This is a genomic window from Streptomyces rubiginosohelvolus (genome assembly GCF_014649875.1).
GTDB classification, from domain to species: Bacteria; Actinomycetota; Actinomycetes; order Streptomycetales; family Streptomycetaceae; genus Streptomyces; species Streptomyces rubiginosohelvolus.
The window spans coordinates 16,422-39,006 of the sequence record NZ_BMTW01000024.1 but is presented as its reverse complement, the minus strand read 5'-3'; the positions used below and the strand labels follow the sequence as shown (position 1 = coordinate 39,006).

Sequence of the window (22,585 nt, the reverse complement as noted above, 5' to 3'; positions counted from 1 at the left end):
GCCCCCCCCCCCCCCCCCCCCCCCCCCCCCCCCCGGGCCGACGACCCGCGCTTGTACCAGTAGTAAGCCACCGCCCCCGGCCGGCACCCGGAGCCTTCCCCGGCGCAGGCGTTGACCCGCTTGTCCACATACGCCGCCCGCACGGCTGCAGGCGCGGACGTCGCGGGAGCGGCGGCCACCGGGACCTTGCCGTACCGGATCACCGCGACCTCGTCCTCGATCCACTCCAGCACCCGTACGATCGCCCGCTCGTGCGCGGCCTCGATCACCCGCCTGGTTTCCTCATCTCCCAGTGCCCACTGGAGGTAGATCGTCGGCTGCGGCCGGAACACGAAGTCGACACCCGTGACCGTCACGCGGCGTCCGAGGGCGCCGGCGGCTGCCCATGAAGGGCCCGAAGGCCCAAGGCGTCCCGGGGCCCGATCCGATGGAATGCCCCAGGAGACCTGTGGCGGTTGCCGGGCCGCAGACGGCGGCCGGCTTTCAGACAGGCGGAACCCGAGTCGGTGGACCAGGGCCGGAAGCCGGAAGCAGGTCCACCTACGGATTCATGTTAGAAATGGTCCTTCGGCCTTCGTGGCCGGTTGTCGGCGGCTGTTCGGACGGAGCGGCCCTTTGCACGGCCCACCAGCGCTGCGCTGTCAGCTTGCCTGCGCACGCCGGAGGTCGTGGAGGGGTGTGCCTCCGTCATGCCGGTCTGCGGGGCAGGATTCCCGGGACTAGGAGCCGATGTGGGCGACGGTACGGGCATGTCGGTGCAAGCCGTCGTGCAACAGGAGCTGGCCTGTGTGCTGGACAATTTGGGTGTGGGCGTGTTCGCGCTCGACCTGCACGAGCGCATCATCTGGGCCAATAGCGCGTCCTTGACCCTCTTCTCCTGCTCCGCCGCAGAGATCGTCGGCCGCAGTCTCGGGACGCTCATTCATTCCGGCGCCCGGCAGGTTCCGCCCCCTCGGGCCCCCGACGAGGATACGGAGGTGGCGATCGCACTGCCTGGGGACTGGACGTGGCTGGTGCGAGGTGACGGGTCGCCCCTGAGAGTACGGTGCTTCACCCTGCCCGTGGCGCCCGGGGCCGGAAACGGGATACGCCTGCTCGCCTTCGGCACCGGCGAGGAGAGTCCGGGGCCCGGTCCAGCCGGTCCCTCCTCTTCCCCTGCTACACGGACCCTGTCGGAGCCCGACCGGCTGCGTCTGCTGGCAGACACCACAGCACAGCTCATCTACAACATCGATGTGGACGATTCCTTGCGCAAGGTGGTGAAGCTGCTGCTGCCACGCTTCGCCGACTGGGCGGTCATCGATCTGATCACGGAGACGGGCGAGGTACACCGCTCGCTCGTGCTGCACGCCGTCTCCGACGGCCTGAGCGTACGTGAGGACCTGCAGGGGCCCATGCCGCCCGTGCCCGCCTCCTCCCCCATGCCGCTGTCCAAGGCGTTGCGCGGCGTGTCCTCCGCCCTCGCCGGACCCAAGACATATGCCGGACCGGCCGACAGCGCAGTTGCGGTGGCGCAGCGGAAGCTGTTTGCCGCCACCGGCATCGAGACGGCGGCCATCGCCCCGGTAAAGGGGCCAAGCGAGGTCCTGGGCGCCATCACGCTCGGGCGCACGGCTGCCGAGGAGCCGTTCACGCCGGCCGACCTGGACCTGCTGGAGAACATCGGCCGACGCATCGGCATCGCCCTGGAGAACGCCCGCCACTACCAGCGCCAACGCCAGGTCGCCGCGACCATGCAGCGCTACCTGCTGCCCCAGCTTCCGCAGTTGACCGGCGTGGAGATGACGGCACGGTACATTCCCGCCCCGGACGCCTCCCACGTCGGTGGCGACTGGTACGACGCCTTCCCTCTCCCCAATGGCGACACCGCACTGGTCGTCGGAGACGTCGTCGGGCACGACCTGGAAGCCGCTGCCGGTATGGCCCAGCTCCGCAACATGCTGCGCGCCTACACCTGGGCCCAGGACGGCCCGCCGCACCACACCGTCCAGCGCCTGGACCAGGCCATGGGCCACATCACCGACGTTTCCATGGCCACCCTGGTCCTCGCGAGGCTGGAGGCCGCCCCATCCGGCGGCAGGGCCCTGAACTGGACCAACGCGGGCCACCCACCTCCCCTGCTGCTCGACCCCGCCGGCAGGACACGCTTCCTCGGCGACGGCAAAGGGATCCTCCTCGGCGCCTGCGGCACTCGGCCGCGGCCCCAAGGCCACGTCCAACTGCATCCCGGCTCGACGATCCTGTTCTACACCGACGGCCTCATCGAGTCCCGCCGCCAACCCCTGGACGCAGGCCTGCAACGGCTGAAGAACGACGCCGCCGACCTGCGCCATCGACAACTCGACGACCTGGTCGACCACTTGCTCGTACGCTCACGACCTGCCGACAACGACGACGACGTCGCCGTGCTCGCCATCCGCATCCCGACGAACCCATGATCCACTGATCGGGCCCTCAGCACCGCACCATAGCGTTCAAGAGCCAGCCGGAGCCCCCAGCAGGAGCTACCTCTCCCACAGTGGAGGTAGGGGACTCCGTCTTGGTGTCACGCAGGACCAGGCGCCTCTCCTGCCTCGGTCCCTTTCAAAGCAGGCGCTGTGCGCGAACGCGCCTCCCATGACCATGCGCTCGTGCTCGGCCAGGAGAGGGGTAGGGCCTTCGCAACCGCTTCGACCGACGTGTCGCGAGTATTGGCGTGGCGTCGGACGCGCAGCCCGGCCCCGTCGCCGCACCGCGCCGATGCGTCGCATCCGGGGCGATCGGGACGTCTGCTGGGCTCTGTGTTGCCTGCACCACCTCCTGCCCGCCACTGCGAGCGCTGGGCGTTCGAGGCCGCAGCGCACGGGGCTCGTGGCCAGTGAGGGGCTCGCCACGATGGTCATATCCACCATGTGCGGGTAATCATTTCTGACGTGACGAGATTGTGCACCAGCCGGAACCACCAGGCTCTGGTCGGCAACCAGCGATCTGGTGAGCCTCCGAGCAGGCGCCCATCCGCGCATACACCTGGAGAACCCCCATGACTGACCGCAAGCGGATCCTCAGCGGTCGCACAGCCGTCGTGACCGGTGGCGCCCGCGGACTCGGCAAGGCCATCGCCAAGGAACTGGCTGCCCGCGGCGTCAACGTGGCCCTGCTCGGCCTGGAAGGGGGCGCCCTCGCACGAACGGCCGCCGAGCTACCGACAACGTCACGGTCCTGGCTCGTGGACATCACCGACGACGACGCGATGGCCCGCGCTGCCGAGGACGTGCAGCGTCTGAGGGGCCCCGTTTCGATCGTCGTCGCCAACGCAGGAGTGGCCGAAGCCGGCCCATTCCTCGACTCGGGGCCGGCCAGCTGGCGACGCGTGATCGAGGTCAACCTGATCGGCAGCGCAATCACTGCACGGTCGTTCTTCCCATACCTGCTCGACTCGCGCGGTCACTACCTCCAGATCGCCTCGACCGCCTCCATCGGAGCGGTGCCGATGATGAGCGCCTACTGCGCGTCCAAAGCTGGCGTGGAATCCTTCACCCGCTCCCTGCGAGCCGAAATGGCTCCCCGCGGTGTCAGCGTCGGGATCGCGTATCTGAACTGGATCGACACCGACATGATCCGCGACGCCGACCGCTACGCGGTGATGAGCGAACTCCGAAGGAGTCTTCCGGGGCCCGCCCGCACCGCACGTTCCGCCGAGCATATGGCCCGCCATGTCGTCACCGCAGTAGAGCGACGTACGCCCTCCGTGTACGTACCGGGCTGGCTTCGCGGCAGCCAGCTGGTGCGGGGCGTTCTGCCTGGAATGATCACCCGGGTTTCCCGTAAGAAGCTGACGCACTCCCACTTCACAGCAACGGGGCTTCTGGGAGCCGGCGGACGAGCAGCGCGGCACGCGACCGTTCGGGATGGCGGGACAGCGGATCCGCACTGAGGTCCCTGTCAGGCAGGGCGGTCAGCGAAGCAGGCCTTTATGCGTTGGGCTTTCCCGCCCGGACCGCCCAGGGCAGCGTACGGGCGTGCAGACGATGCGCGCTCCCGGCGCGCAGGGCGGCGCGGGCAGCATTCGCGCCGGGGGCTCCGTGCACACCGCCACCGGGATGCGCGGAGGCGGAGGCGAGATACAAGTTCTTCACCGGTGTCTCGGGCCGCCCCGTGCCCGGCATGGGGCGGAACACCAACTGCTGGTGCGCGGCGGCGGTACCGCCGTTGATCGCGCCGCCGAACAGGTTGGCGTTCATGGACTCGATGGTCGGTGGAGCGAGAATCCGGCGGGAGAGGACACGCGATCGGAATCCCGGCGCCCAGCGCTCGATCTCGTGCTCCATCCGGTCGGCCATGGCTTCCTGTTCGCGCCGGTCCCACTGTCCCGTGAGGCCGCCCTCGCCGGCGTCACCCTTGATGCGGTGCGGAACGTGGGTGTAGGCCCAGGCCGACTCCGTGCCGGCGGGTGAGCGCGTGGTATCCGCCGTGGTCATCTGCCCGAAGAGAAGGAAGGGGCGGTCGGGCACATGGCCGGTCGCGATCTGCGCGGCGAACCGGGTCAGACCGTCGACTCCGTCGGCCAGATGAACCGTGCCCGCGGTGGACGCCTCGTCGGCGGTCCACGGCACCGGCCCGTTCAGTGCCCAGTCGACCTTGAAGGTCGCGAAGTCCCACTGGAAGCGGCGCATATCGCTCAGCAGTTGGTCAGGGACGAACCGGCTGTCGACCAGTTGCCCGTAGAGCGCCGGTGCGGAGACGTCGGCGAGCACCGCACGGGAGGCCGGAACGGATTCTCCGCTCGCGGTACGTACGCCGACGGCGCGTCCTGCGCGTACGACGACCTCCTCCACACGCTCTCCGCACCGCACGACACCGCCGTGCCGCTCCAGTCGGCGCACCAGCGCAGAGGTGAGCGCACCGGCGCCTCCGACCGGTACGGGAAAGCCGTAGGTCTGGCCGAGCATGGACATCAGCCAGCCGTAACCTCCGCTGCCCGCCGCCTCAGGGCCGAGATCTGCGTGCAGCGCGTTCCCCGCGAGGAGAAGCCGTGCTCCTTCACCGCGGAATCCTTCCTCGCCCAGGCGGCGCACGGGCAGGACCATCGTCCGCACCAGACGAAGACCACCAGCGGCACGGAGCTTGGCGCCCAGGCGGACTGCGGCCCGTACGGGAGGGAAAGGGGTGAACAGCGCGCGCAGAATGTCGGGGCCCAGGCGGGTCCAGGTACCGTACAGATCAAGCCAGGCGGCCCCGTCACCCGCTACGAACGTGTCCAGCCCGGCCGCCGTCTCCCTTGCTCCCCGTTCGAGCACCGCACACCGGCCGTCGGGCAGCGGGTGAGCCAGCACCCGCGGGGCACGACTCCATTCGAGCCCCTCCTCCTGCAGCGCCAGCCCGCTAAGGACCGGGGATGCGGCGGCCAGTGGGTAGAAGGCGCTAAAGAGGTCGCTCACGTAGTCCGGATGGACTCCACGATCGCTGCGGACCGCACCGCCCGGTTCGGGCTGCGCCTCCAGCACCTCCACACTCCACCCCGCGGCGGCGAGAAGATTCGCCGCTACGAGGCCGTTGGGTCCCGCGCCGATGACCACCGCATCCGGCATCGTTGCCTCCTCACGTTCGAGCGAGCCGCAGCTGCGCAGCCGCACTGCTGTCCTTCGGGCGGGTGCGGCGGTCATGCGTCCTGATGTTCGCTCCTCGGGGTCCTCCCGACCGCTTCCGCCAGACGGGCGAGCATGCTGCGGTGACGAACCTGGACGAACGCGTCGAGGGCCGTGTTGTGAAGCTTGGCGGCGGGCCCTCGCAAGGGGTGCTCATCGATGATCACCAGCGTGTTGCGCCCCCAGCGGCGTACCTTCAACGCAATCCGGGCGGTGCCCAGCCACCCGCTCTCGGCCTCCAACTCCAGCACGTGCGGGGCCTCACAGCGCCGGACAACGGTACGCCCCTGTGCGGACCACCGGCCCAGCCGGACCGTGTACGCGATGCTGGAGTCGAGCTGGGGCCATGTGCCCTCGTCAGGCTTCGAATCCGCTGTTCCTACCACCCATTCGCCGTAGCGCGTGGGGTCCGCGAGAACTGCCCAGACATCCTCGACGGGACGTTCGATCAATCGGTGCCGTACGGCCATCGGTTTCTCCAACCCTGCTGGAATGCGCCCCCCTACATCGGTCGGCACTCCCGTACCCGGGCTCTTCTCCCATACGCGTCCGCTTTCGCGGAATTCGAGGGATTGGTCGTATGCCGAGTGGCAGACCGGGTATGTGCTGCTGCGTGAAAAAGCCTCCCACGACGTCTCAGGCCGCGGACTCTTCATCACCGCTCAAGAAGGCTCTCACCACGCCTTTGCTTTACTTCTTCATCCTGGGAGATGTCCTTGGAGCGGGGGTGTACGTCCTGGTGGGCCAGGTGGCCGCCGAGTCGGGCGGTGCTGTGTGGGCCCCCCTGCTCGTGGCTCTCTGCTTGGCTCTGCTTACGGCTGCCTCCTACGCGGAGCTGGTCACCAAATACCCACGCGCGGGCGGCGCATCACATTACGCCACCCTGGCTTATGGGCCCTTTCTCGGTTTCCTCGCCGGTTTCTGCATGCTGGCGGCAGGCGTCGTGTCGGTGGCCGCCCTTGCCCGGGGGTTCGGTGGCGACTACCTATCGGAGTTCGTCACGCTGCCGGTGGTCTTGGTGACGATCGTCTTCCTCGGCGCGCTGGCGCTGCTGAACGCGCGGGGCATCCGTGAGTCGACGCGGGCCAACGTCATCGCCACGGTCATTGAGGTCGGCGGGCTGCTCCTGGTAATCGGGCTCGGCGCCTGGATCGTGCTGCGCGGAGACGGAGACACGGGAAGGCTCACAAGCCTCGGCACCCCCCATGAAGGCCCCGTAGTAGCCCTGCTCAGCGGGGCGGTGCTCGCCTACTACTCGTTCGTCGGCTTCGAGACGTCCGTCAATGTCGCCGAAGAGACACGCAACCCTCGTCGCTCGTACCCTCGGGCGCTCTTCGGCGCCCTGGTCACGGCCGGCGCGGTGTATGCCCTGGTCGGTGTGGTCGCCTCGGCGGCCGTGCCGACCGGAAAGCTGGCAGAGTCCAGCGGGCCGCTCCTCGAAGTCGTCCGGGCGGCGGGAGGCGTCCCTCCAGAGCTCTTCAGCGCCATCGCCCTGGTGGCGGTCGCGAACGGCGCACTGCTGACGGGCATCATGTCCTCCCGCCTGGCCTACGGCATGGCACGGGACGGTCTCCTGCCTCGCTTCCTTACCAAGGTCCTCCCCGGCAGACGCACCCCCTGGGCCGCCATCGCTACCACCACCGCGCTCTCACTGCTCCTCGCACTGACCGGCGACGTGGCCACACTTGCCTCCACACTGGTCCTGCTGCTGCTGGTGGTCTTCTTCCTCGTCAACACCTCACTCCTCGTCCTGCGTCGCGCCCCGACCTCCCGGGACCATTTCCGCGCGCCAACCCTCGTTCCGCTCCTCGGAGCCCTGTCCTGTGTCCTCCTCGCCACCCAGATCGAACGTGAAGTCTGGCTCAGAGGGCTCCTGGTCCTGGCTGTAGGCGCAGGGCTCGGCGTCATCGCCACCGTACGGTCACGACGGAATTTTCACTGATTGCTTACGTGAGCTGGAGCGACGTGCCAAGCAAGCGGACCGGGTGCAGTGGGGCGCCGACGCCTGCGAGAACCCCTCGCTCCACTGCTCCTTCCCCGGCCACCGCCGCAGTGTGTTTCCCCTCTTCCGAGGGTCCTCACCCAGCGCCGCTGCCCGGCAGCGGTACACATGCCACCGCCCTCACCGCCCTCATTCCCGAAGTGGTACAGCTGGACCGCGACGCCGCACGTAAGCGCGCCGAGCGCTTCTGCTCAGTGGAAGCCATGGCCGACCAGTACACCCAGCTGTATGAGGAGCTCATCACGTGATCAGCTACTACATTCAGTACCAGGTAAGTGCGACGTCGGATGCTTGTATGAACAGTTCCGCCCTGGTGAAGCGTCGACGATGTGAAAGGGGGCTCCCGTGGCCCGAACGGCGCTCATCGTGATCGACATGCTGAACACCTACGAGCACGAGGACGCCGACGCTCTCGTGCCTTCCGTCCGTGAGGCACTGCCCGGTATGGAGGAACTCCTCCGCCGCGCCCGGGCAGCCGACGCTCCGGTCATCTATGTCAACGACAACTTCGGCCGGTGGCGCTCCCACCACGGAGAGATCCTCCAAGCTGCGCTTACCGGACGTCATCCCGACCTGGTCAAGCCCATCGCCCCCGATGAGGAGTCCCTCTTCGTCGTCAAGGCCCGGCACTCGGCGTTCTACGAAACTCCCCTGGACTACCTGCTGAGTCAATTGAGAGCCCGGCGGGTAATCCTGTGCGGGCAGGTCACCGAGCAGTGCGTCCTCTACTCCGCCCTGGACGCCCACATCCGCCACATCGACGTCAGCGTAGCCCCCGAAACCGTAGCCCACATCGACCCCGACCTCGCCGACGCCGCCCTGCGCATGATGGAGCGCAACATGTCCGCGCACGTCTGCTCCCTGGATGCCCTCACCTTCAACGAGCCTGACGAGTGAACTCATCTGCGCCCCATAGAGCTCTTAACACGACCTTGTTGAAACGGTCTGGTAGGCCGTGACCGGTGCGATGATCCGGCCGTTCGTGAGGTGTGGGTAGCCGACCGTGGATCGTGGACGATGAGTTGTGGGCTCTGATCGAACCGTTGCTGCCTCCGTGGCCGGAGCGGCCGCCCGGGCCGCGGCCGGTGTCGGACCGGTTCTGCCTCCAGGGCATTCTGTTCGTCCTCTCAGAGCTGCTCAGGGTCGGTGGTGCGCCGCCCGGGCTGTGTGCAAGTACCGGTCGGCGCCCATGAGCACCTCGTCGTCGGCTCTCCACTTCGTCAGCCAGCTTTGGGCCTGTTCCTCGGTGGTGGTCCGGCCCGCGTCAGCCAGCGCTCGGGCGAGCGTCCCTACGGGGATCCCGGACGCTCACCGCACGCCGCGCACAACGTCCAGAGCCCGCGGGTGGTCACACGGTTGCTCTGACGATCGGTCTCCACACTCGGGCTACGGTGGTGCTTGAGCAGCGTTGGACTCACGCCTCCCTCACCCTTTCGATGTGCTCTGTGGTGAGGCTGAGGTAGTCGAATGCAGGGCCTGTTGGGTGTGATCGAGGGTAAAGCAAGTCCGTCGGGGGTCTTGTCGCAGGCGACGAGCAGGCGCCCGCTGCGGGAAGTCACCCGACCAGCAGCAAACTAGCCAGTTACCCAGTCCTTCGCCCCGCCTGCGCAGCCTGAGCCCACAGTCGCGCGCCGTCCGCGTCGTTTCGTCCTGACCTTCGATCTGGCAAGCAGGGCACGCCCTGGGGCATCGTGCCCACACCGGCCAAACGGTGCAGGCCGCCGGGACGTTGCGGGGCATGCACATGAGTAGCCCAGCAGATCGCCGCAGCTACCTCCCGCGATGCTTCCGCATAGGGTGCCGCGGCGCACCTCTGGTACAGCCTGCTCCGATGAGTTGGCCCGCGCGCCTGCCGCGGCGCCGCCTCAGAACAGCACTGAATTGCCGCCATGTCGCCGAATGAAGAAGCAGAACGCTGGGGCGGGATTAAGGGTGCCGCATCCGCGCAGGGGACGCGGCACCCGAGTGCAGCGGTCAGACCGTAGTGGGGAAGCGTTCCCAGACGCGGTGGGCGCCCAGCAGTTGGGTGACTTGCTCGAAGGTGCTCGTTGCCGTGTCGCCCTGGATGACACCCGGTGCACCGCTGGGAATGGCTGCGTCGGCCATAAGGGCGTCCGCGTCGGCCCAGGCGCCGATGGCCTTGCCGTGGCGGAAGGCTTCGTTGAGCAGAAGCAGCAGCCTGGGGTCGGTAGCGGTGGGTTGCGTGTCGCCTGCTTTGGCGTCGCGGGCGCCGTGGGCGTCCGCGCCGGCGGCGGCGGTGCCTGCCAGGAGGATTGTGTCGAATTCGATTGAGCGGGCGGTGGCGAAGGTGCGCTGGACGGTGACCGAGTTGTCGTCGGTGCCGAGCGTGCCGCCGGCTGGAGCGATGACCAGGGGAACCATGCCTGCGTCCAGAGTTGCTTGGCGCACGGACCTGACGCCGTCGAGGTCCGCGTTCGCGTCGGCGACGATGCCGACGATCCGGCCGTCCAGCGGCCAGGTCTGACCGAGTTGCGAGAGGGCGGGGCTGGGGCCGGGGTCGGTGAGCCTGCTGTCCCCGGCGGGTGCGGGGAGGCCGAGTCCGGCTGCGACCTGTTCACACAGCTCGGTGTCGATGTTGGCCAGGACGAGCAGGGCTCGTTCCTTGATTGCCTGTTCGTAGCATTTGCCGAGCTCGAAGGTGTAGGCGGCGATGATGTGTTCGCGCTCGGTGGGGGTCATGCTGAGCCAGAACAGGCGGGGCTGGCTGAAGTGGTCGTCGAAGGACGCCGGTGCTTTTCGTTCCTTGACGCTCGCGGCGACCGCAGCGGGCACCTCTACGAAGGCGCCGGTGCTCTCGCCGGCGAGGAAGGGGCAGCCGCCGTCGAGGCTGTTGGGCCGGTAGGGGGCGACGCCGCGGTGGACTGCGGTCTGGTGCATGCCGTCGCGCAGCATGTCGTTGACCGGGGCGTGGGTGCGGTTGATCGGCAGTTGGCCGAAGTTGGGTCCGCCGAGCCGGGTGAGCTGGGTGTCGAGGTAGGAGAAGAGGCGGCCCTGGAGCAGCGGGTCGTCGGTGACGTCGATGCCGGGGACGAGGTGGCCGAGGTGGAAGGCGACCTGCTCGGTCTCGGCGAAGTAGTTCGACGGGTTCGCGTTCAAGGTGAGCAGGCCGATCGGCTGGACCGGGGCCAGTTCCTCGGGCACGATCTTCGTCGGGTCCAGCAGGTCGATGCCCGCGAAGTTCTGCTCCGGGGTGTCGGGGAACGTCTGGATGCCCAGCTCCCATTGCGGGAACGCGCCTGCTTCGATGGCGTCGGCGAGGTCCCGGCGGTGGAAGTCCGGGTCGACGCCGGCGGCGATCTGTGCCTCCTCCCAGACCAGGGAGTGGACGCCCAGCTTGGGCTTCCAGTGGAACTTCACCAGCGTCGTGGCACCTTCGGCGTTGACGAGGCGGAAGGTGTGGACGCCGAAGCCCTCCATCATCCGGTAGGAGCGCGGGATGCCGCGGTCGGACATGTTCCACAGGGTGTGGTGGGTGGCCTCGGTGTGGAGGGTGACGAAGTCCCAGAATGTGTCGTGGGCGCTCTGCGCCTGGGGGATCTCCCGGTCCGGGTGCGGCTTGCCGGCGTGGATGATGTCGGGGAACTTGATCGCGTCCTGGATGAAGAAGACCGGGATGTTGTTCCCGACCAGGTCGAAGACGCCCTCCTCGGTGTAGAACTTCGTCGCGAACCCCCGCGTGTCGCGCACCGTGTCGGCCGAACCCCGCGAACCGAGGACGGTGGAGAAGCGGACGAACACCGGGGTCTCGACATCTTTGGCCAGGAACGCCGCCTTGGACACGGCGGTCGCTGTGCCGTACGCCTGGAACACTCCGTGGGCGGCCGCCCCGCGGGCGTGCACGACGCGCTCGGGGATGCGCTCGTGGTCGAAGTGGGTGATCTTCTCCCGCAGGTGGTGATCTTGCAACAGCACCGGGCCCCGCGGGCCGGCCTTGAGCGAGTGGTCGGTGTCGTACAGCCGGGCACCCTGCGCGGTCGTCAAGTATGCACCGCTCTGCGCGACCCGCGCCTGTTCCGCACCTGTGGGCTGACCGGTGGGGCTCACGGTCTCCGGGCCGTGCTGGTCCACCTTGGGCGGCAGCGGCTGGACCGGCTCGGTCGGCTCCTGCACCGGTGGGGGCACCGGGCCCGGCTTGCCCGGCACACTGTCCTGCGGGCGGCTCTCCTCGCCGCGCAGCGTGTCCGCGATCTTCTCCGCCGCGGCCTTGATGGGATTCTGCTCGCTCACCATGCACTCCTTGAGTTCATTCGCGTCTCTTGGTAAACCGGCCAGACATGTGTCGATCCGGCGGGTGGCTTGGGTGGGCCTCTGCTGGGGGACGCCAGCTGTTGCAACACAGGGGGCACGCGCTGGGGTTGGCGGGTCCAGACTCATTCGTGGGTGGTTCAGGCCCGGCTGGCCCGGACGACCACGAGCTCCTCCGTCGTTATCCCGGTCGGCACCAGGCTTTCTTCGCGAAGCCAACGGATTCGTGCGGTCATCACCGGGCCGAAAGGGATGGACAGGCGGTCGCGCACTTCAGCGGCGAGTCCCGCCTGCGTCAGCCGGCGCACGGTCTCGTCCGGGTCGCAGAGTGCGGAGTGGACCATCAGCAGGCGTCCTCCGGGCCGCAGGACGGAGGGGGCCTGCTCACAGATACGGTTCAGCAGGATGCGGCCGTCAAGTCCCGCGTCCCAGGCCCGGCAGGCTCCACGACGCGGCAGCTGCGTATCAGGGGCTGGGACGTAGGGCGGGTTGCTGACCACCACATCGAACGAACCGGGAGAGAGCCCGGCAAGGAGGTCACCGCGCAGCACGGTGACGGGCACTCTGGCTGCCAGGGCGTTGAGCCGGGCGGAAACTACCGCGCGGCGGCTCACATCCACTGCCGTCACCCGTGCACCGAGGTGGGCGGCCTCAAGGGCCAGGACACCGCTGCCGGTGCACACATCAAGGACATCCATGCCCGGGCCGATCCCCTCGCGCCGCATGACGGCACTGAGAAAGTAGCTGTCGGCCTGGGGAGCGTAGACGCCGGGCAGACGCCAGATCCTGCCCGCGGCAGAACGTTCCAGGTCGCGTGGCGTCTTGTTCTCGCGCGGAGTTGCCCAGGGCGTCGGCTCTACCACCCGTTGCCTTCCCCCGAAGCGGCGGCTGTTGGCGGCACCTTGTCGCTGAGGTGTTGGAGTCGGGCTTCGATGAGGGTGCCGGTGATACGGGTCGTGAACGCAGGCTGGGCTGCGGTGGCCGGTCCCGCAGTGTTCCAGCCGTCCGAAAGGCGGAAGGTACTGCCGTGCCACGGGCAGCGGATGCAGCCCTCGGCCACCTCACCCTCGGAAAGCGGACCGCCCATGTGGCTGCACCGGTCGGCCAGCACACGGACCGTCCCGGACGACTCGCGGACCACGACCACCGACACGTCGCCCAGTCGGCCACGCGCGGGGGCCCCGACAGGAAAGTCAGCCAGGTCACCGAGCGGATGCCAGCCGTCCCCGACCAGTTCAGCGACGTGCTCAGCGTGATTGGCACCCGAAGCCTGCCGGAACGCCATGTGACCGCCGACCGCACCACCCACACTCACGGCCGCCAGGCCTGCCAAGCCCCACAGACGGCCGCGAGCGAACCGGCCACGAGCACGGGCGGCGAAAGACACTCCGTAGAACGCGACACCGACCGCGTTGGACGCGGCGTGCACCAGGCCGACGCGCATCTGCGGGCGCCGTAGCTCCGCCCAGTCAGTCCAGCCGACCGCAGCGGCAGGAAGCGCGGCCACCAGCCCGACCCCCACCAGCGTTCTGGCCGCCCGTTGCCGGCCCGGAACGAAGTCCAGGACCGCCGCCGACATCCAGCTACCCAACGGCAACTGCACCATCAACGGATGCACCGGATGCCCCAGCCACCGGCCATGGAGAACATCCCGGCCCCGCCCCATGGGCACCGCCCGGACGACAGCCCGCGCCGCATCGACCAGCCGGTCCGCACGGGCGGACTGCTCCACACGATCCATCGCGGTCAGAACGCACCCCGGACCCGCAGAGGACGGCAGGACCGCACGAACAACATCAAGCACCCGACCTCGGGCCCTAGAGGTATCCATGCACCCCGTGTAACCCACCAGCACATAAGGGAAACAGCCCTATGGCCGCTCTACCTCGACTGCGGGACGCCCCCCTAGCGGGGACGCGCACCGGGTCCGCCCAGCGCAACCTCTCCAGCCGGCAGGCTGATTCTCACCCTTTCGATCGCGCAGATGCCCCGGCTTCTCCTCCGAACGTGGCGGCACAAACTCATCGGCAGGCCACCACGCCATCGCGTGTCGCGGCTCAGCCAGGCGAGTGACAACGGCCCACGACGCGGACTGCTGTCGCGCGGGCCGGTGGTCCACGATTGGGCCGCCGCCGCCCGGCGTTCCGAGGGGCCCCATCCCATGCGTTCACGCATCATCGCAACCGTGGTTGCGGCGGCCGCAGCCACAGCGACCCTCGCACAACCCGCCCACGCCGCCCCGGTCGTCGACGGGGTCTACCGGTTCGCTGCTCTCCAGGACGTCCAGTGCCTGGTCTGGCCCGAAGCGCACGCGAGTCGAAGGCGACGAGGAAGAGGAGGCATAGCCACCCTCCTCGTCGGCAACACGGTCCGAGGGTCGGCGCGCCGCTGGGCGGCGCGCTGGAGCCGGTGTCCGTAGTACAGGGAAATCGGCCGCGTCTGACAGTAGGGGTGAGACTGCAGGGCCGAGGGGCCGCGGCGAGACGGATGCCTCTGCTGTCGCGGTGCAGCTTGTCACTTCGGCCGAGCTCGATACACGCTGGGAGCGATTGAGGTGCTTGATGGGCGCGTTTCTCCTTGGGCCCATGCTCGCAACGTCACTGCGCCCACCTGCACCTCGCCTTGCGGGACTTACCGGAGAAAAGAGCAGCCGGTGCAGTCGCCGTTGGCGGCCCTGTGCCGTGGTCAGTGCTCGGTGAGCATGTTCTTGCGGAGCTGGGTGAGCAGGCGGTTCAGGAGCCGGGAGACATGCATCTGGGACAGGCCGAGGTGTTCGCCGATCTGGGCTTGGGTCATTTCCTGCCCGAAGCGCATCGCCACGATCTCACGGTCCCGATCGTCGAGCTCTGCCAGGAGCGGGGCCAGGGCATGAAGGTCCTCGACGAGTTCCATGGCAGGGTCGACGTCCCCCTTGATGTCGCCGTAGGTGACGGTCTCGGCGCTGTGCTGTTCGGTGCCGACGGGCAGGTCCAGGGAGCCGGCGGTGTAGCCGTTGGAGGCTATGAGGCCCTCGATGACCTCTTCCTCAGTGAGCTCCAGATGCGCGGCGAGTTCGACGACGGAGGGGTCACGGTCGAGCCGCCCGGCGAGGTCCTCCTTCGCCTTGGCCAGGGTCACCCGGAGTTCCTGGAGTCGGCGGGGTACGTGGACGGCCCAGGTGGAGTCGCGGAAGAACCTCTTGATCTCCCCGACGATGTAGGGGATGGCGAAGGACGTGAACTCGACCTCACGGCTGAGCTCGAACCGGTCGATCGCCTTGATCAGCCCGATCGTGCCGACCTGGACAATGTCCTCCATCTCGCCGCTGCCTCGGTTGCGGAACCGCTGCGCCGCGAAGTGCACGAGCGACAGGTTCATCTCGATGAGGGTGTTCCGGGCGTACTGGAACTCGTGCGTGCCCTCCTCCAGAACCTGCAACCGTTCGAAGAACAGGGCGCCCAGGGTCCGGGCGTCCTTCGGAGCCACCTTCCGGGGATCCTCGATCTGAGGCAGCCCCGCAGGGACGGCGGCACCGGCAACAGAGGGAGCGGTGGCGGCGCGGGCGGCCGTGGTTCCGGTGGGTATCGACATGACGCTGTCCTCTCCGTAGATGCCGTCAGCCCCCGTGCACGGGCGCGCATACCCTGCCGGTGGCCCACCACACCTACAGGAGCGACGACTTCGAGCTGCGAGCGAGTCGGCCGCTTCTACTCCTGCGGCGTGAAGGGCCTGGTGCATATGACCGCGGTGTGCACCGTCCGACGGTCGCGCGGCAGGTGCGGGGGCGAGGTGCACTTGCCGGGCAGGGTGCTTGCGGATAGGGCTGCCGGGGCACCTTCTCTTGACCGTGCCCATATCAGTGGATAGCGGGATGCTGGCAGTGGTCGTCGGCAGGCGTTGGGAGGAGAGAGACAGGTGTCTGGGGCGAATGAGCGGCAGCACGTGCCGGCGCAGGGTGCTCCGTGCTGGGTCAACCTGATGGTCGCTGATCTGGATGTGGCCAGGACCTTCTACGGGGAGGTTCTTGGCTGGCGGTTCAGGTCCAGTTCGCTGGACGACCAGCTTCTTGTTGCGATGGCGGGCGGCGATCCGGTGGCGGGGCTCGCAGCCCGCAGGCCCGGGCTGGCGTCGGCGTCGGTGTGGACGCCCTACTTCGCTGTGCGGGATGCCGACGCGAGGGCCGCGCGGATTCGCGAGCGCGGTGCCACCGTGGCGGTTGGTCCGATGGCCGTCGGCGATGGGCGTGTCGGGTTGGCGGCGGACCGGGACGGGGCGACGTTCGGGTTCTGGGAGGGCTACACACTGGCCTGGTCACCGGGAGAGGGCCAGGCGCCCACCCGGCTCGATCTGCAGACGCGCGATGTGTTCGATGCCGCGGTGTTCTACGGGGAAGTCCTCGGCTGGGCCACGGAGCAGGACATCGACATCGAGCACCGAAATGATCATGTGCTGGTGAAGCTGCGGGGCCAGGTGATTCTGTCCCTGCGGGGCGGCGGTGTGCAGACCTCTCCCCTGGCTCACTTGCGGCCCCGTTGGCTGGTGAACTTCGCCGTGGACGACGTTGAGCGGGCCGTGTCCGCGGCTATGAGGGCAGCTGGCAGCAGACCCCAGCCGTCAGCCACCACTTGGACGGCCAAGGGGTTCTCCCGCACTCTCCAGGACCCCGACGGCGGCCTGTTCACCCTCGCCCAACAGGAGTCCTGAGCAATCTCACGCTCACCATCGGAACGACTCTGTCCGCGCGGTCATCGGGCTGCGTCGGCCGTCAACGTACCTTCGGCTGTGCTCGTGTGTGCCTGGGTGGCCTTGTCACTGTGTGGGTGCCGCGGTGGTCCGCACTTTCCGCGCCTTCCCGGATCCGTCGGCAGGACTCGGCAATGAGGCGTGACACATGTATCTGCGAGATGCCGAGTTCGGCGGCGATGGCGCTCTGCGTCATCCCGGCGAAGAAGCGGAGATAGAGCACCCGCTTCTCGCGCTCGGCGAGACTGCTGATGCCTCCTTTTGCGGCCTCGCGGTCGAGCACCAGGCTCAAGGCGTCGTCGTCTGCACCCATGGTGTCGCCCAGACGTACGTCGTTGCCGTCGGTGGGCACACTCGCGTCGAGGGACAGAGCGCGGAAACCGTGCAGGGCCTCGTTGCCCTGCCGCACCTCCTCCTCGGTCAGCCCAGTGTGCTCGGCGAGCCGGGCCGGCGACGCCGGCGTACCTTCGGCTGTGAGGTCGGCGGTGGCCCTGCGCACGATGTTGCGGAGGTTCTGAACCCGACGTGGGACGTGGACAGACCACATCCGGTCACGGAAGTGCCGTTTGATCTCCCCGACGATCGTCGGCATGGCGAACGGGAGAAAGGCGCCGCCGAGGGCCGGGTCGTACCGGTCCACGGCGTTGACCAGGCCGACCGCCGCGACTTGGCGCAGATCCTCGAGTGTCTCACCGCGGTCGCGGTAGCGCAGGGCCAGGCGATGGGCCACAGGAAGCCAGGCGCAGATGATCTCCCTGCGGATCTTTTCCCGCGCGGGCCCCTCGGGAAGGCCCGCCAACCGGCAGAACCAGGCGTGCGTGTCGGGCTCCTCGGGGTACTGCCTCTTCACGGCCACGCATCCAGCTCCTCGGCGCAAGGTGGCGCTCTCGGCAGACGCCGAGCGTTTACGCCTCTGATGTCGCATTCCACTTCAAGGGGCGTGGCGAAAGCCGGTGAGCGCGGCAGTCACCCGGGCAGCCGACGGCGGTCACGCGTCCGCCACGACTCAGCCGGAGTCACGCGTTGAGGCCGTCGAAAGCACCTGCTGGAATCGAGGTGAGCATCGAGAGGGGAAGAGGTTGACGGGAATCGTGAGGCCGGCACAGGCGCGGCGATGGCTGGGTCAAGAATGGGCGGAGGTGCGCCGGTCCGTCCGTAGCGCGTGCGTCGAGGCCGGTCCGGAGCGGGACACGCTCGTCCAGTCCCTGAAGGCAGCGGGGGCGGCGATCGCCGCTTGGGCGGTGAGCGGGTGGTGGTTCCAGGCGCCGATGGCCCTGTTGGCTCCGTGGACGGCGATCGCAATGGTCGGCAGCACGGTCTATCAGTCGGTTCGCACGGGAATTCAGCAGTTCGCCATCATCGCCCTGGGCACCGTGTGGGCGTCCACGGCGATGACCTTCACACACGACCAGACCATGGCCGCCATGCTGCTCACCCTGCCGTTCATGATGCTGGTCGGCAACTACCGGCGCTTCGGGAGCCAGGGCATCTACGGCGCCACCACAGCGCTCTTCGTGATCACCGGCGGGGTATCCAGCACGTCCACAGTGGGGCACCGGCTTTTGGAGACGCTGATCGGTGCGGTGATCGGTCTCCTGGTCAACGCGTTCGTCCTCCCGCCCGTTCACCTGCGCAGCGTTAGCGACCGTCTCGTCCGTCTCGCGCGGGAGACCGCGGACGTGCTCGGCGCCATGGCGGAAGGCCTCCGCGAGGAGGACGCGCTGGAGAAGTCGGAGAGCTGGCATCACTCGGCCGGCAGCCTCACGAGCTCGCTGCAGAACGTGAGCGATGCCCGCCGCTGGGCCATGGAAGGATCACGCTGGAACCCAGGGGGCCGGCTGCGACGCACGGGCCCGAAGCCCCCACCATTCGCCGAGGACACCCGGTGGAGCCGCGTCTGTACCCGCGTTCTGGCCCTCACCCGCACGCTCAAGACAATCAGCGACGACACGGAACTCACCCCGCCGTCAGCTGACTTCTTCCGGTTGTTGTCCGATGTGCTGGGGCAGGCCGGCCGTATCTGTGAGATCGAAACCGAACTGCTCTCCGGGTCCGCAACCGGAGCACTGCATGAACGCCGCGACGCAGCGCTCGAGGAAGCCTGGAGCGCTCTCAGCTCACTCACCGACACCTTCCACCGCCTGGAACCGTCGGCGTCGGCCGTCGGGGGCGAGCTACTGCTGGAAGCCCGCCAGCTGGTGACGGAACTCGCGCCCTCCGCCTGAGTCGCGGGCCTCGCCCCCGACGCACCTGCACGTGGGCAGTGCCCGGGGCCGCTCGCCGGTCGCGCTCGACTCGGCGGAAGGTCTGGGCTCGTCAGGCGGCCGGTTCGTCACCGTCGCTGGGAGCGTGGCTCAGGTCCACCACGCAGAAGAGGTTGTCATCCGGGTCGGCCAGAACGACGAAGTCGGGCTCCGGCGGGTAGAGGTCCCAATCGAGGGCACGCGCGCCGAGGCCGATCAGTCTTCGGACCTCTTGTCGTTGTTCCTCGGCCGTGTCCGTGAAGAGGTCGAGGTGGAGGCGCGGGCGGGGCTCGGGCGGGGAGGTGCTGTGCATCAGGCCGAGGGCTGGGCTCTTCCCCTCACGGTGGCTGAGGGTGCGCCATGTTTCGCTGTGCCACTGCGGGGAGACGTCCAGGTGCAGCGCTGCGGTCCAGAACGGCTGCGCGGGCAATGTCTGTGACGCCCAGGACAGGAATTCCGATTCTCAGCATGGGAGCGTCCGCGGTTGTTCGTTGGATCGGGGGTTGGTTGCGCTGGCTGATGTGCGGGCCCATGGCCGTCAGGCTGCCGGGTAGGGGCCGTCGGCGAGGAGGCGGGCCAGATGGGTGGCGTTGGCTGCGAGGGCCTTGGTGGTGGAGGCGACGGCTTCGGGGGTTTCGTCGAGGTCCTGGTAGTCGGTGCCGTGCATGGCTTCGCCGACCCAGTACGTGACGGCTCCCGGCGCGAGCGAGAAGCCGACGTCGTTGAGGCCCTGGAACACGTCGGCGCTGACCTTGTGCGCGCCGTCCTCGTTGCCGACGACGGCCACGGCGGCGACTTTGCCGTAGATGTGCGGGCGTCCCTGGTCGTCGGTCTCGGAGGACTCGGCGTTCAGCCGCTCCAGGACCCGCTGGCAGACGCTGGAGGGGTGACCGAGCCAGATGGGGGTGGCGATGAGGAGGATGTCGGCGGCCAGCACCTTTTCCCGCAGGGCCGGCCACGCGTCGCCGTCGCCCATGTCCACGCCGATCCCCGGGCGGACATCGTGGTCGGCGACCCGGATGACTTCTCCCTGGACGTCATGGTGTGCGAACTGTGTCATGACCTGCTCGGCGAGGTACTGGCTGCTGGAGGGGGCGGGTGAGGCGTTCAGGGTGCAGACGAGAGCGAGAGCACGCATGCGGGGCTTCTCCTTGGTCTGAGCGGGCGGGGGGCTGGGTCCGTCGTGTAGTTCCCGGCGACGGCGTTGGTCGGGCCGAAGCTGTCGGGGCGTGGTGGTCAGGGGCCCTCGGTGCGGACGCGGATGGTCTGAAGGGTGGGGTCGGCGGGGTCGGGGATGTTCATGCCTGCCTCGACACCGGTGCGCAGGTAGCGCAGGAGGGGTTCGGTGATCCGCTCTCCGGGCAGGACGGCCGGAATGCCGGGAGGGTAGGGCGTGAGCATCTCGGCGGCGACGCGGCCTACGGCTTCCGGCGCCGGGACGTCCTGTGTCCGGGCGAAGTAGGCGTCGCGCGGCAGACATACCTGGTCGGGACGGAGCTCGGCGGGCGTGGGCACCTGTACCTCGGGGGCGGGGCGGAGCGTGTGCGCGTGGTCGGCCAGGTCATGTAGGGCCGCCAGCAGCCGGTCGGCGGTGTCCTTGTCGTCGGCGTGGGTGAACTGGGCGCTGATCCGGCGGTGGTCCACGAGGTGCATGTCGATCCGGTGGTGCTGGCGCAGCCAGTCGGCGGCCCGGTAGCCGGTGGTGCCCAGTCCCTCGATGTCGATGATCAAAGGGAGGGGGTCGAACTCGGCGGCCGCTCCCGGTCCGCAGAAGTCGTCCTTCCCGTTGACGTGCATTCCCTCGATCTCCTCGATGCGCCGGCGGACCGTCGCTACGAGGTCGAGCGCTCGGGAGAGCAGCCCGTGGCCTTCCAGGATCATCTGTCGGCGCCAGCCGTCGATTCCGGCGTAGAGCAGCACGGAGGGGCTGGTGGTGCCGAGGAGGTCGGCCCTGGAGGCGAGGGTGTCGTGGTCCACCAGGTCGCCTTGGAGGTGAAAGACGGAGCCTTGTTCCAGGCCGCTTCCCATCTTGTGAATGCTGGTGACGCAAACGTCGGCGCCGGCGTCCATGGCCCAGGACGGCAGATCCGGGTGGAACGGCAGGTGGGCTCCCCATGCCTCGTCCACGATCAGCGGCCTGGAGCGCCGGTGACAGATGTCGGCCATGGCGCGCAGGTCGGCCGCCGTGCCGTACGGGGTGGGGCTGGTGATCAGGGCGCCGCGTGCGTCCGGGTGCCGGGTGAAGGCTTCTTCCAGAGTGGAGGGGGAGGGCGGGTGTGCGAGATGCCGCTCCCTGTCCCACTGGGGTTCCAGCCAGACAGGCTCGATGCCGCAGAGGATGAGGCCGGCGATGACGGACTTGTGGGCGTCCCTGCCTACCAGCAGCTTCTGGTGGGGTGCGGCGACGCTGAGCATGGCGGCTTTGACGGACAGGGAGCTGCCGCAGGTGGAGAAGAAGGTGTGCTCCGCGTGGACGGCGTCGGCCATGAGGTTTTCGGCCCGTTGTAGTACGGAGGACTTCTCCCGGCGGTCGTCCAGCCCTCCTGTGGCCAGGACGTCTCCGAAGAACACCGCGTCGCCCAGCACGGCGCGCACGGCTGGGGCAGCGCCTCGCGCCTGCTTGTGACCGGGCGGGGAGAAGCCCAGCTCGCCCCGGTCACGATAGGAGGCGAGAGCGTCGAGAACTGGTGTTTCATGATGGTTCATGGCCATATGACACGCCTTCCCGACGGGCGCGCGGTCAAATCAGCCTGCCTTTCACGGGTCAGGGGAGCGGTGTGCCGCCGGTGGCGTTCATGATCTCGCCGGTGATGAACGAGGCATTCCGGGAGGCGAGGAAGACGAAGGCGGGTGCCATCTCGGCGGGCTGTGCCGGGCGGCCCAGCGGGCTCTGCTTCCCGAACTCGGCGGTGTCGGGGAGTGTCGCGGGGATGAGGGGCGTCCAGACCGGGCCCGGGGCGACCGCGTTGACGCGGATGCCGTCGGGGGCCAGCATCTGGGCCAGGCCCTGGGTGAAGGTGACGATCGCCCCCTTGGTCATCGCGTAGTCGAGGAGGTGGGGGCTCGGCTTGTACGCCTGCACCGAGGTCGTGTTGATGATCGACCCTCCTGCCGGAATGTGTGGCAGGGCGCTCTTGCACAGCCAGAACATGCCGTAGAGGTTGGTGCGCATCACCCGGTCGAACTGCTCGGTGGAGATGGCGGAGATCCCGTCGGGCTGAGACATCTGGTAGGCCGCGTTGTTGACCAGGACATCGATGCGGCCGAACTCGGACACCGCTTGCTCGATGAGAGAACGGCACTGCTTCTCGTCCCGGATGTCACAGACGACGGGTACCGCCCGGCGGCCCGCCTGCTCTACCAGGCGAACCGTCTCCCCGGCTTCCTTCCCCTCTTCGGGGAGGTGGGTGAAGACCACGTCCGCTCCCTCGCGGGCGTAGGCCAGGGCGACCGCGCGGCCGATACCTGAGTCGCCTCCGCTGATGACGGTCTTCCGCCCGTCGAGCAGGCCGGACCCCCGGTAGGACTCCTCGCCGTGGTCGGGCGGCGGGTCCATGGGGCCGGTCCAGCCGGGATGTGCCTGGTCCTGCTGAGGGAAGTCGGGGCGGGGATGGACCGTATTGGGGTCCTCGGGCTGTTCACTGCTCGCCATGGTGGTCCTTTCTGGTCGTCCGTCGTCGCGAAGGCCCGGTGCATCGGACGCGCCCGGTGCCTGCGGGCCGATCCGC

At 68.6% G+C, this 22,585-nt stretch carries 17 protein-coding genes and 2 pseudogenes; 7 read left to right on the top strand and 12 right to left on the bottom strand.

Annotated features, from left to right (window positions below; translation table 11 throughout):
* The coding region (locus IE134_RS34340; RefSeq protein WP_229823818.1) for a relaxase domain-containing protein at window positions 1–356 on the bottom strand (356 nt) is incomplete at its 3' end.
* Between the two features lie 393 nt (window positions 357–749).
* On the opposite strand from IE134_RS34340, the gene IE134_RS32775 reads away from it, so the two are divergent.
* Together IE134_RS32775 and IE134_RS32770 are read left to right on the top strand one after the other, a co-directional pair.
* Window positions 750–2,438, top strand: a complete 1,689-nt coding sequence (locus tag IE134_RS32775) for a SpoIIE family protein phosphatase (protein ID WP_229823815.1) — start codon at window positions 750–752, stop codon at window positions 2,436–2,438.
* A gap of 581 nt (window positions 2,439–3,019) precedes the next feature.
* Window positions 3,020–3,913, top strand: coding sequence for an SDR family oxidoreductase (locus IE134_RS32770; protein ID WP_189432612.1), 894 nt, complete (start codon window positions 3,020–3,022; stop codon window positions 3,911–3,913).
* Between the two features lie 37 nt (window positions 3,914–3,950).
* Here the strand turns inward: IE134_RS32770 and IE134_RS32765 are convergent, their stop codons facing one another.
* Window positions 3,951–5,567: a phytoene desaturase family protein gene (locus IE134_RS32765; protein ID WP_189432610.1), complete on the bottom strand. Its 1,617-nt coding sequence runs from the start codon at window positions 5,565–5,567 to the stop codon at window positions 3,951–3,953.
* A 71-nt stretch (window positions 5,568–5,638) separates the two neighbouring features.
* The gene (locus tag IE134_RS32760; RefSeq protein ID WP_151513220.1) at window positions 5,639–6,094 is read right to left on the bottom strand and encodes an SRPBCC family protein; all 456 of its coding nucleotides are present in this window, start codon (window positions 6,092–6,094) and stop codon (window positions 5,639–5,641) included.
* A gap of 143 nt (window positions 6,095–6,237) precedes the next feature.
* On the opposite strand from IE134_RS32760, the gene IE134_RS32755 reads away from it, so the two are divergent.
* The 3 genes and pseudogenes from IE134_RS32755 to IE134_RS32745 all read left to right on the top strand — a co-directional run.
* Complete coding sequence (locus IE134_RS32755) at window positions 6,238–7,566, top strand: APC family permease (RefSeq protein WP_229823814.1); 1,329 nt, start codon at window positions 6,238–6,240, stop codon at window positions 7,564–7,566.
* 405 nt (window positions 7,567–7,971) lie between these two features.
* Complete coding sequence (locus IE134_RS32750; RefSeq protein ID WP_189432609.1) at window positions 7,972–8,523, top strand: cysteine hydrolase family protein; 552 nt, start codon at window positions 7,972–7,974, stop codon at window positions 8,521–8,523.
* Window positions 8,524–8,615: 92 nt separating this feature from the next.
* A pseudogene (locus IE134_RS32745) lies at window positions 8,616–8,753 on the top strand (transposase); the annotation flags it as partial.
* 847 nt (window positions 8,754–9,600) lie between these two features.
* On the opposite strand, the gene IE134_RS32740 reads toward IE134_RS32745, so the two are convergent.
* The 4 genes from IE134_RS32740 to IE134_RS32725 all read right to left on the bottom strand — a co-directional run bounded on the left by IE134_RS32740 (window position 9,601) and on the right by IE134_RS32725 (window position 15,462).
* Entirely contained in the window at window positions 9,601–11,877 is a 2,277-nt protein-coding gene (locus IE134_RS32740) for a catalase (protein WP_308432648.1), read from the bottom strand.
* 155 nt (window positions 11,878–12,032) lie between these two features.
* On the bottom strand, window positions 12,033–12,755 hold the full coding sequence (locus IE134_RS32735; RefSeq protein WP_229823812.1) for a HemK2/MTQ2 family protein methyltransferase: 723 nt from the start codon (window positions 12,753–12,755) through the stop codon (window positions 12,033–12,035).
* Window positions 12,749–13,633 carry a Rieske (2Fe-2S) protein gene (locus tag IE134_RS32730; RefSeq protein WP_189432605.1) on the bottom strand — a complete coding sequence of 295 codons (885 nt, stop codon included), beginning with the start codon at window positions 13,631–13,633 and terminating at the stop codon, window positions 12,749–12,751. The genes IE134_RS32735 and IE134_RS32730 overlap by 7 nt, the downstream gene beginning before the upstream one ends.
* A gap of 944 nt (window positions 13,634–14,577) precedes the next feature.
* The gene (locus IE134_RS32725; protein ID WP_189432603.1) at window positions 14,578–15,462 is read right to left on the bottom strand and encodes an RNA polymerase sigma factor SigF; all 885 of its coding nucleotides are present in this window, start codon (window positions 15,460–15,462) and stop codon (window positions 14,578–14,580) included.
* A gap of 387 nt (window positions 15,463–15,849) precedes the next feature.
* Between IE134_RS32725 and IE134_RS32720 the strand changes: the two genes are divergently transcribed.
* Window positions 15,850–16,575 (top strand): VOC family protein, encoded by a 726-nt coding sequence (locus tag IE134_RS32720; RefSeq protein WP_189432648.1) that lies wholly within the window; start codon window positions 15,850–15,852, stop codon window positions 16,573–16,575.
* 61 nt (window positions 16,576–16,636) lie between these two features.
* Here the strand turns inward: IE134_RS32720 and IE134_RS32715 are convergent, their stop codons facing one another.
* Window positions 16,637–17,470, bottom strand: coding sequence for a SigB/SigF/SigG family RNA polymerase sigma factor (locus IE134_RS32715; RefSeq protein ID WP_189432601.1), 834 nt, complete (start codon window positions 17,468–17,470; stop codon window positions 16,637–16,639).
* A gap of 283 nt (window positions 17,471–17,753) precedes the next feature.
* Here IE134_RS32715 and IE134_RS32710 point away from each other — a divergent pair, with 283 nt between their 5' ends.
* Window positions 17,754–18,839, top strand: a complete 1,086-nt coding sequence (locus IE134_RS32710) for an FUSC family protein (protein ID WP_189432599.1) — start codon at window positions 17,754–17,756, stop codon at window positions 18,837–18,839.
* 91 nt (window positions 18,840–18,930) lie between these two features.
* Here IE134_RS32710 and IE134_RS32705 read toward each other — a convergent pair.
* The 4 genes and pseudogenes from IE134_RS32705 to IE134_RS32690 form a co-directional block, all read right to left on the bottom strand.
* A pseudogene (locus IE134_RS32705) lies at window positions 18,931–19,327 on the bottom strand (VOC family protein).
* Window positions 19,328–19,395: 68 nt separating this feature from the next.
* Window positions 19,396–19,995, bottom strand: a complete 600-nt coding sequence (locus tag IE134_RS32700; protein WP_189432597.1) for a flavodoxin family protein — start codon at window positions 19,993–19,995, stop codon at window positions 19,396–19,398.
* A gap of 98 nt (window positions 19,996–20,093) precedes the next feature.
* Window positions 20,094–21,569: an aminotransferase class I/II-fold pyridoxal phosphate-dependent enzyme gene (locus tag IE134_RS32695; protein WP_189432595.1), complete on the bottom strand. Its 1,476-nt coding sequence runs from the start codon at window positions 21,567–21,569 to the stop codon at window positions 20,094–20,096.
* A 52-nt stretch (window positions 21,570–21,621) separates the two neighbouring features.
* Window positions 21,622–22,509, bottom strand: coding sequence for an SDR family oxidoreductase (locus tag IE134_RS32690; RefSeq protein WP_189432593.1), 888 nt, complete (start codon window positions 22,507–22,509; stop codon window positions 21,622–21,624).
* Window positions 22,510–22,585 lie beyond the last annotated feature (76 nt).

Bases quoted from the DNA above. Each gene is read 5' to 3' on its own strand.
- IE134_RS32760 (WP_151513220.1), bottom strand. From the start codon at position 6,094: ATGGCCGTACGGCACCGATTGATCGAACGTCCCGTCGAGGATGTCTGG.
- IE134_RS32690 (WP_189432593.1), bottom strand. From the start codon at position 22,509: ATGGCGAGCAGTGAACAGCCCGAGGACCCCAATACGGTCCATCCCCGC.
- IE134_RS32765 (WP_189432610.1), bottom strand. From the start codon at position 5,567: ATGCCGGATGCGGTGGTCATCGGCGCGGGACCCAACGGCCTCGTAGCG.
- IE134_RS32720 (WP_189432648.1), top strand. From the start codon at position 15,850: ATGGTCGCTGATCTGGATGTGGCCAGGACCTTCTACGGGGAGGTTCTT.
- IE134_RS32775 (WP_229823815.1), top strand. From the start codon at position 750: ATGTCGGTGCAAGCCGTCGTGCAACAGGAGCTGGCCTGTGTGCTGGAC.
- IE134_RS32695 (WP_189432595.1), bottom strand. From the start codon at position 21,569: ATGGCCATGAACCATCATGAAACACCAGTTCTCGACGCTCTCGCCTCC.
- IE134_RS32770 (WP_189432612.1), top strand. From the start codon at position 3,020: ATGACTGACCGCAAGCGGATCCTCAGCGGTCGCACAGCCGTCGTGACC.
- IE134_RS32730 (WP_189432605.1), bottom strand. From the start codon at position 13,633: ATGGATCGTGTGGAGCAGTCCGCCCGTGCGGACCGGCTGGTCGATGCG.
- IE134_RS32740 (WP_308432648.1), bottom strand. From the start codon at position 11,877: ATGGTGAGCGAGCAGAATCCCATCAAGGCCGCGGCGGAGAAGATCGCG.
- IE134_RS32725 (WP_189432603.1), bottom strand. From the start codon at position 15,462: ATGTCGATACCCACCGGAACCACGGCCGCCCGCGCCGCCACCGCTCCC.
- IE134_RS32700 (WP_189432597.1), bottom strand. From the start codon at position 19,995: ATGCGTGCTCTCGCTCTCGTCTGCACCCTGAACGCCTCACCCGCCCCC.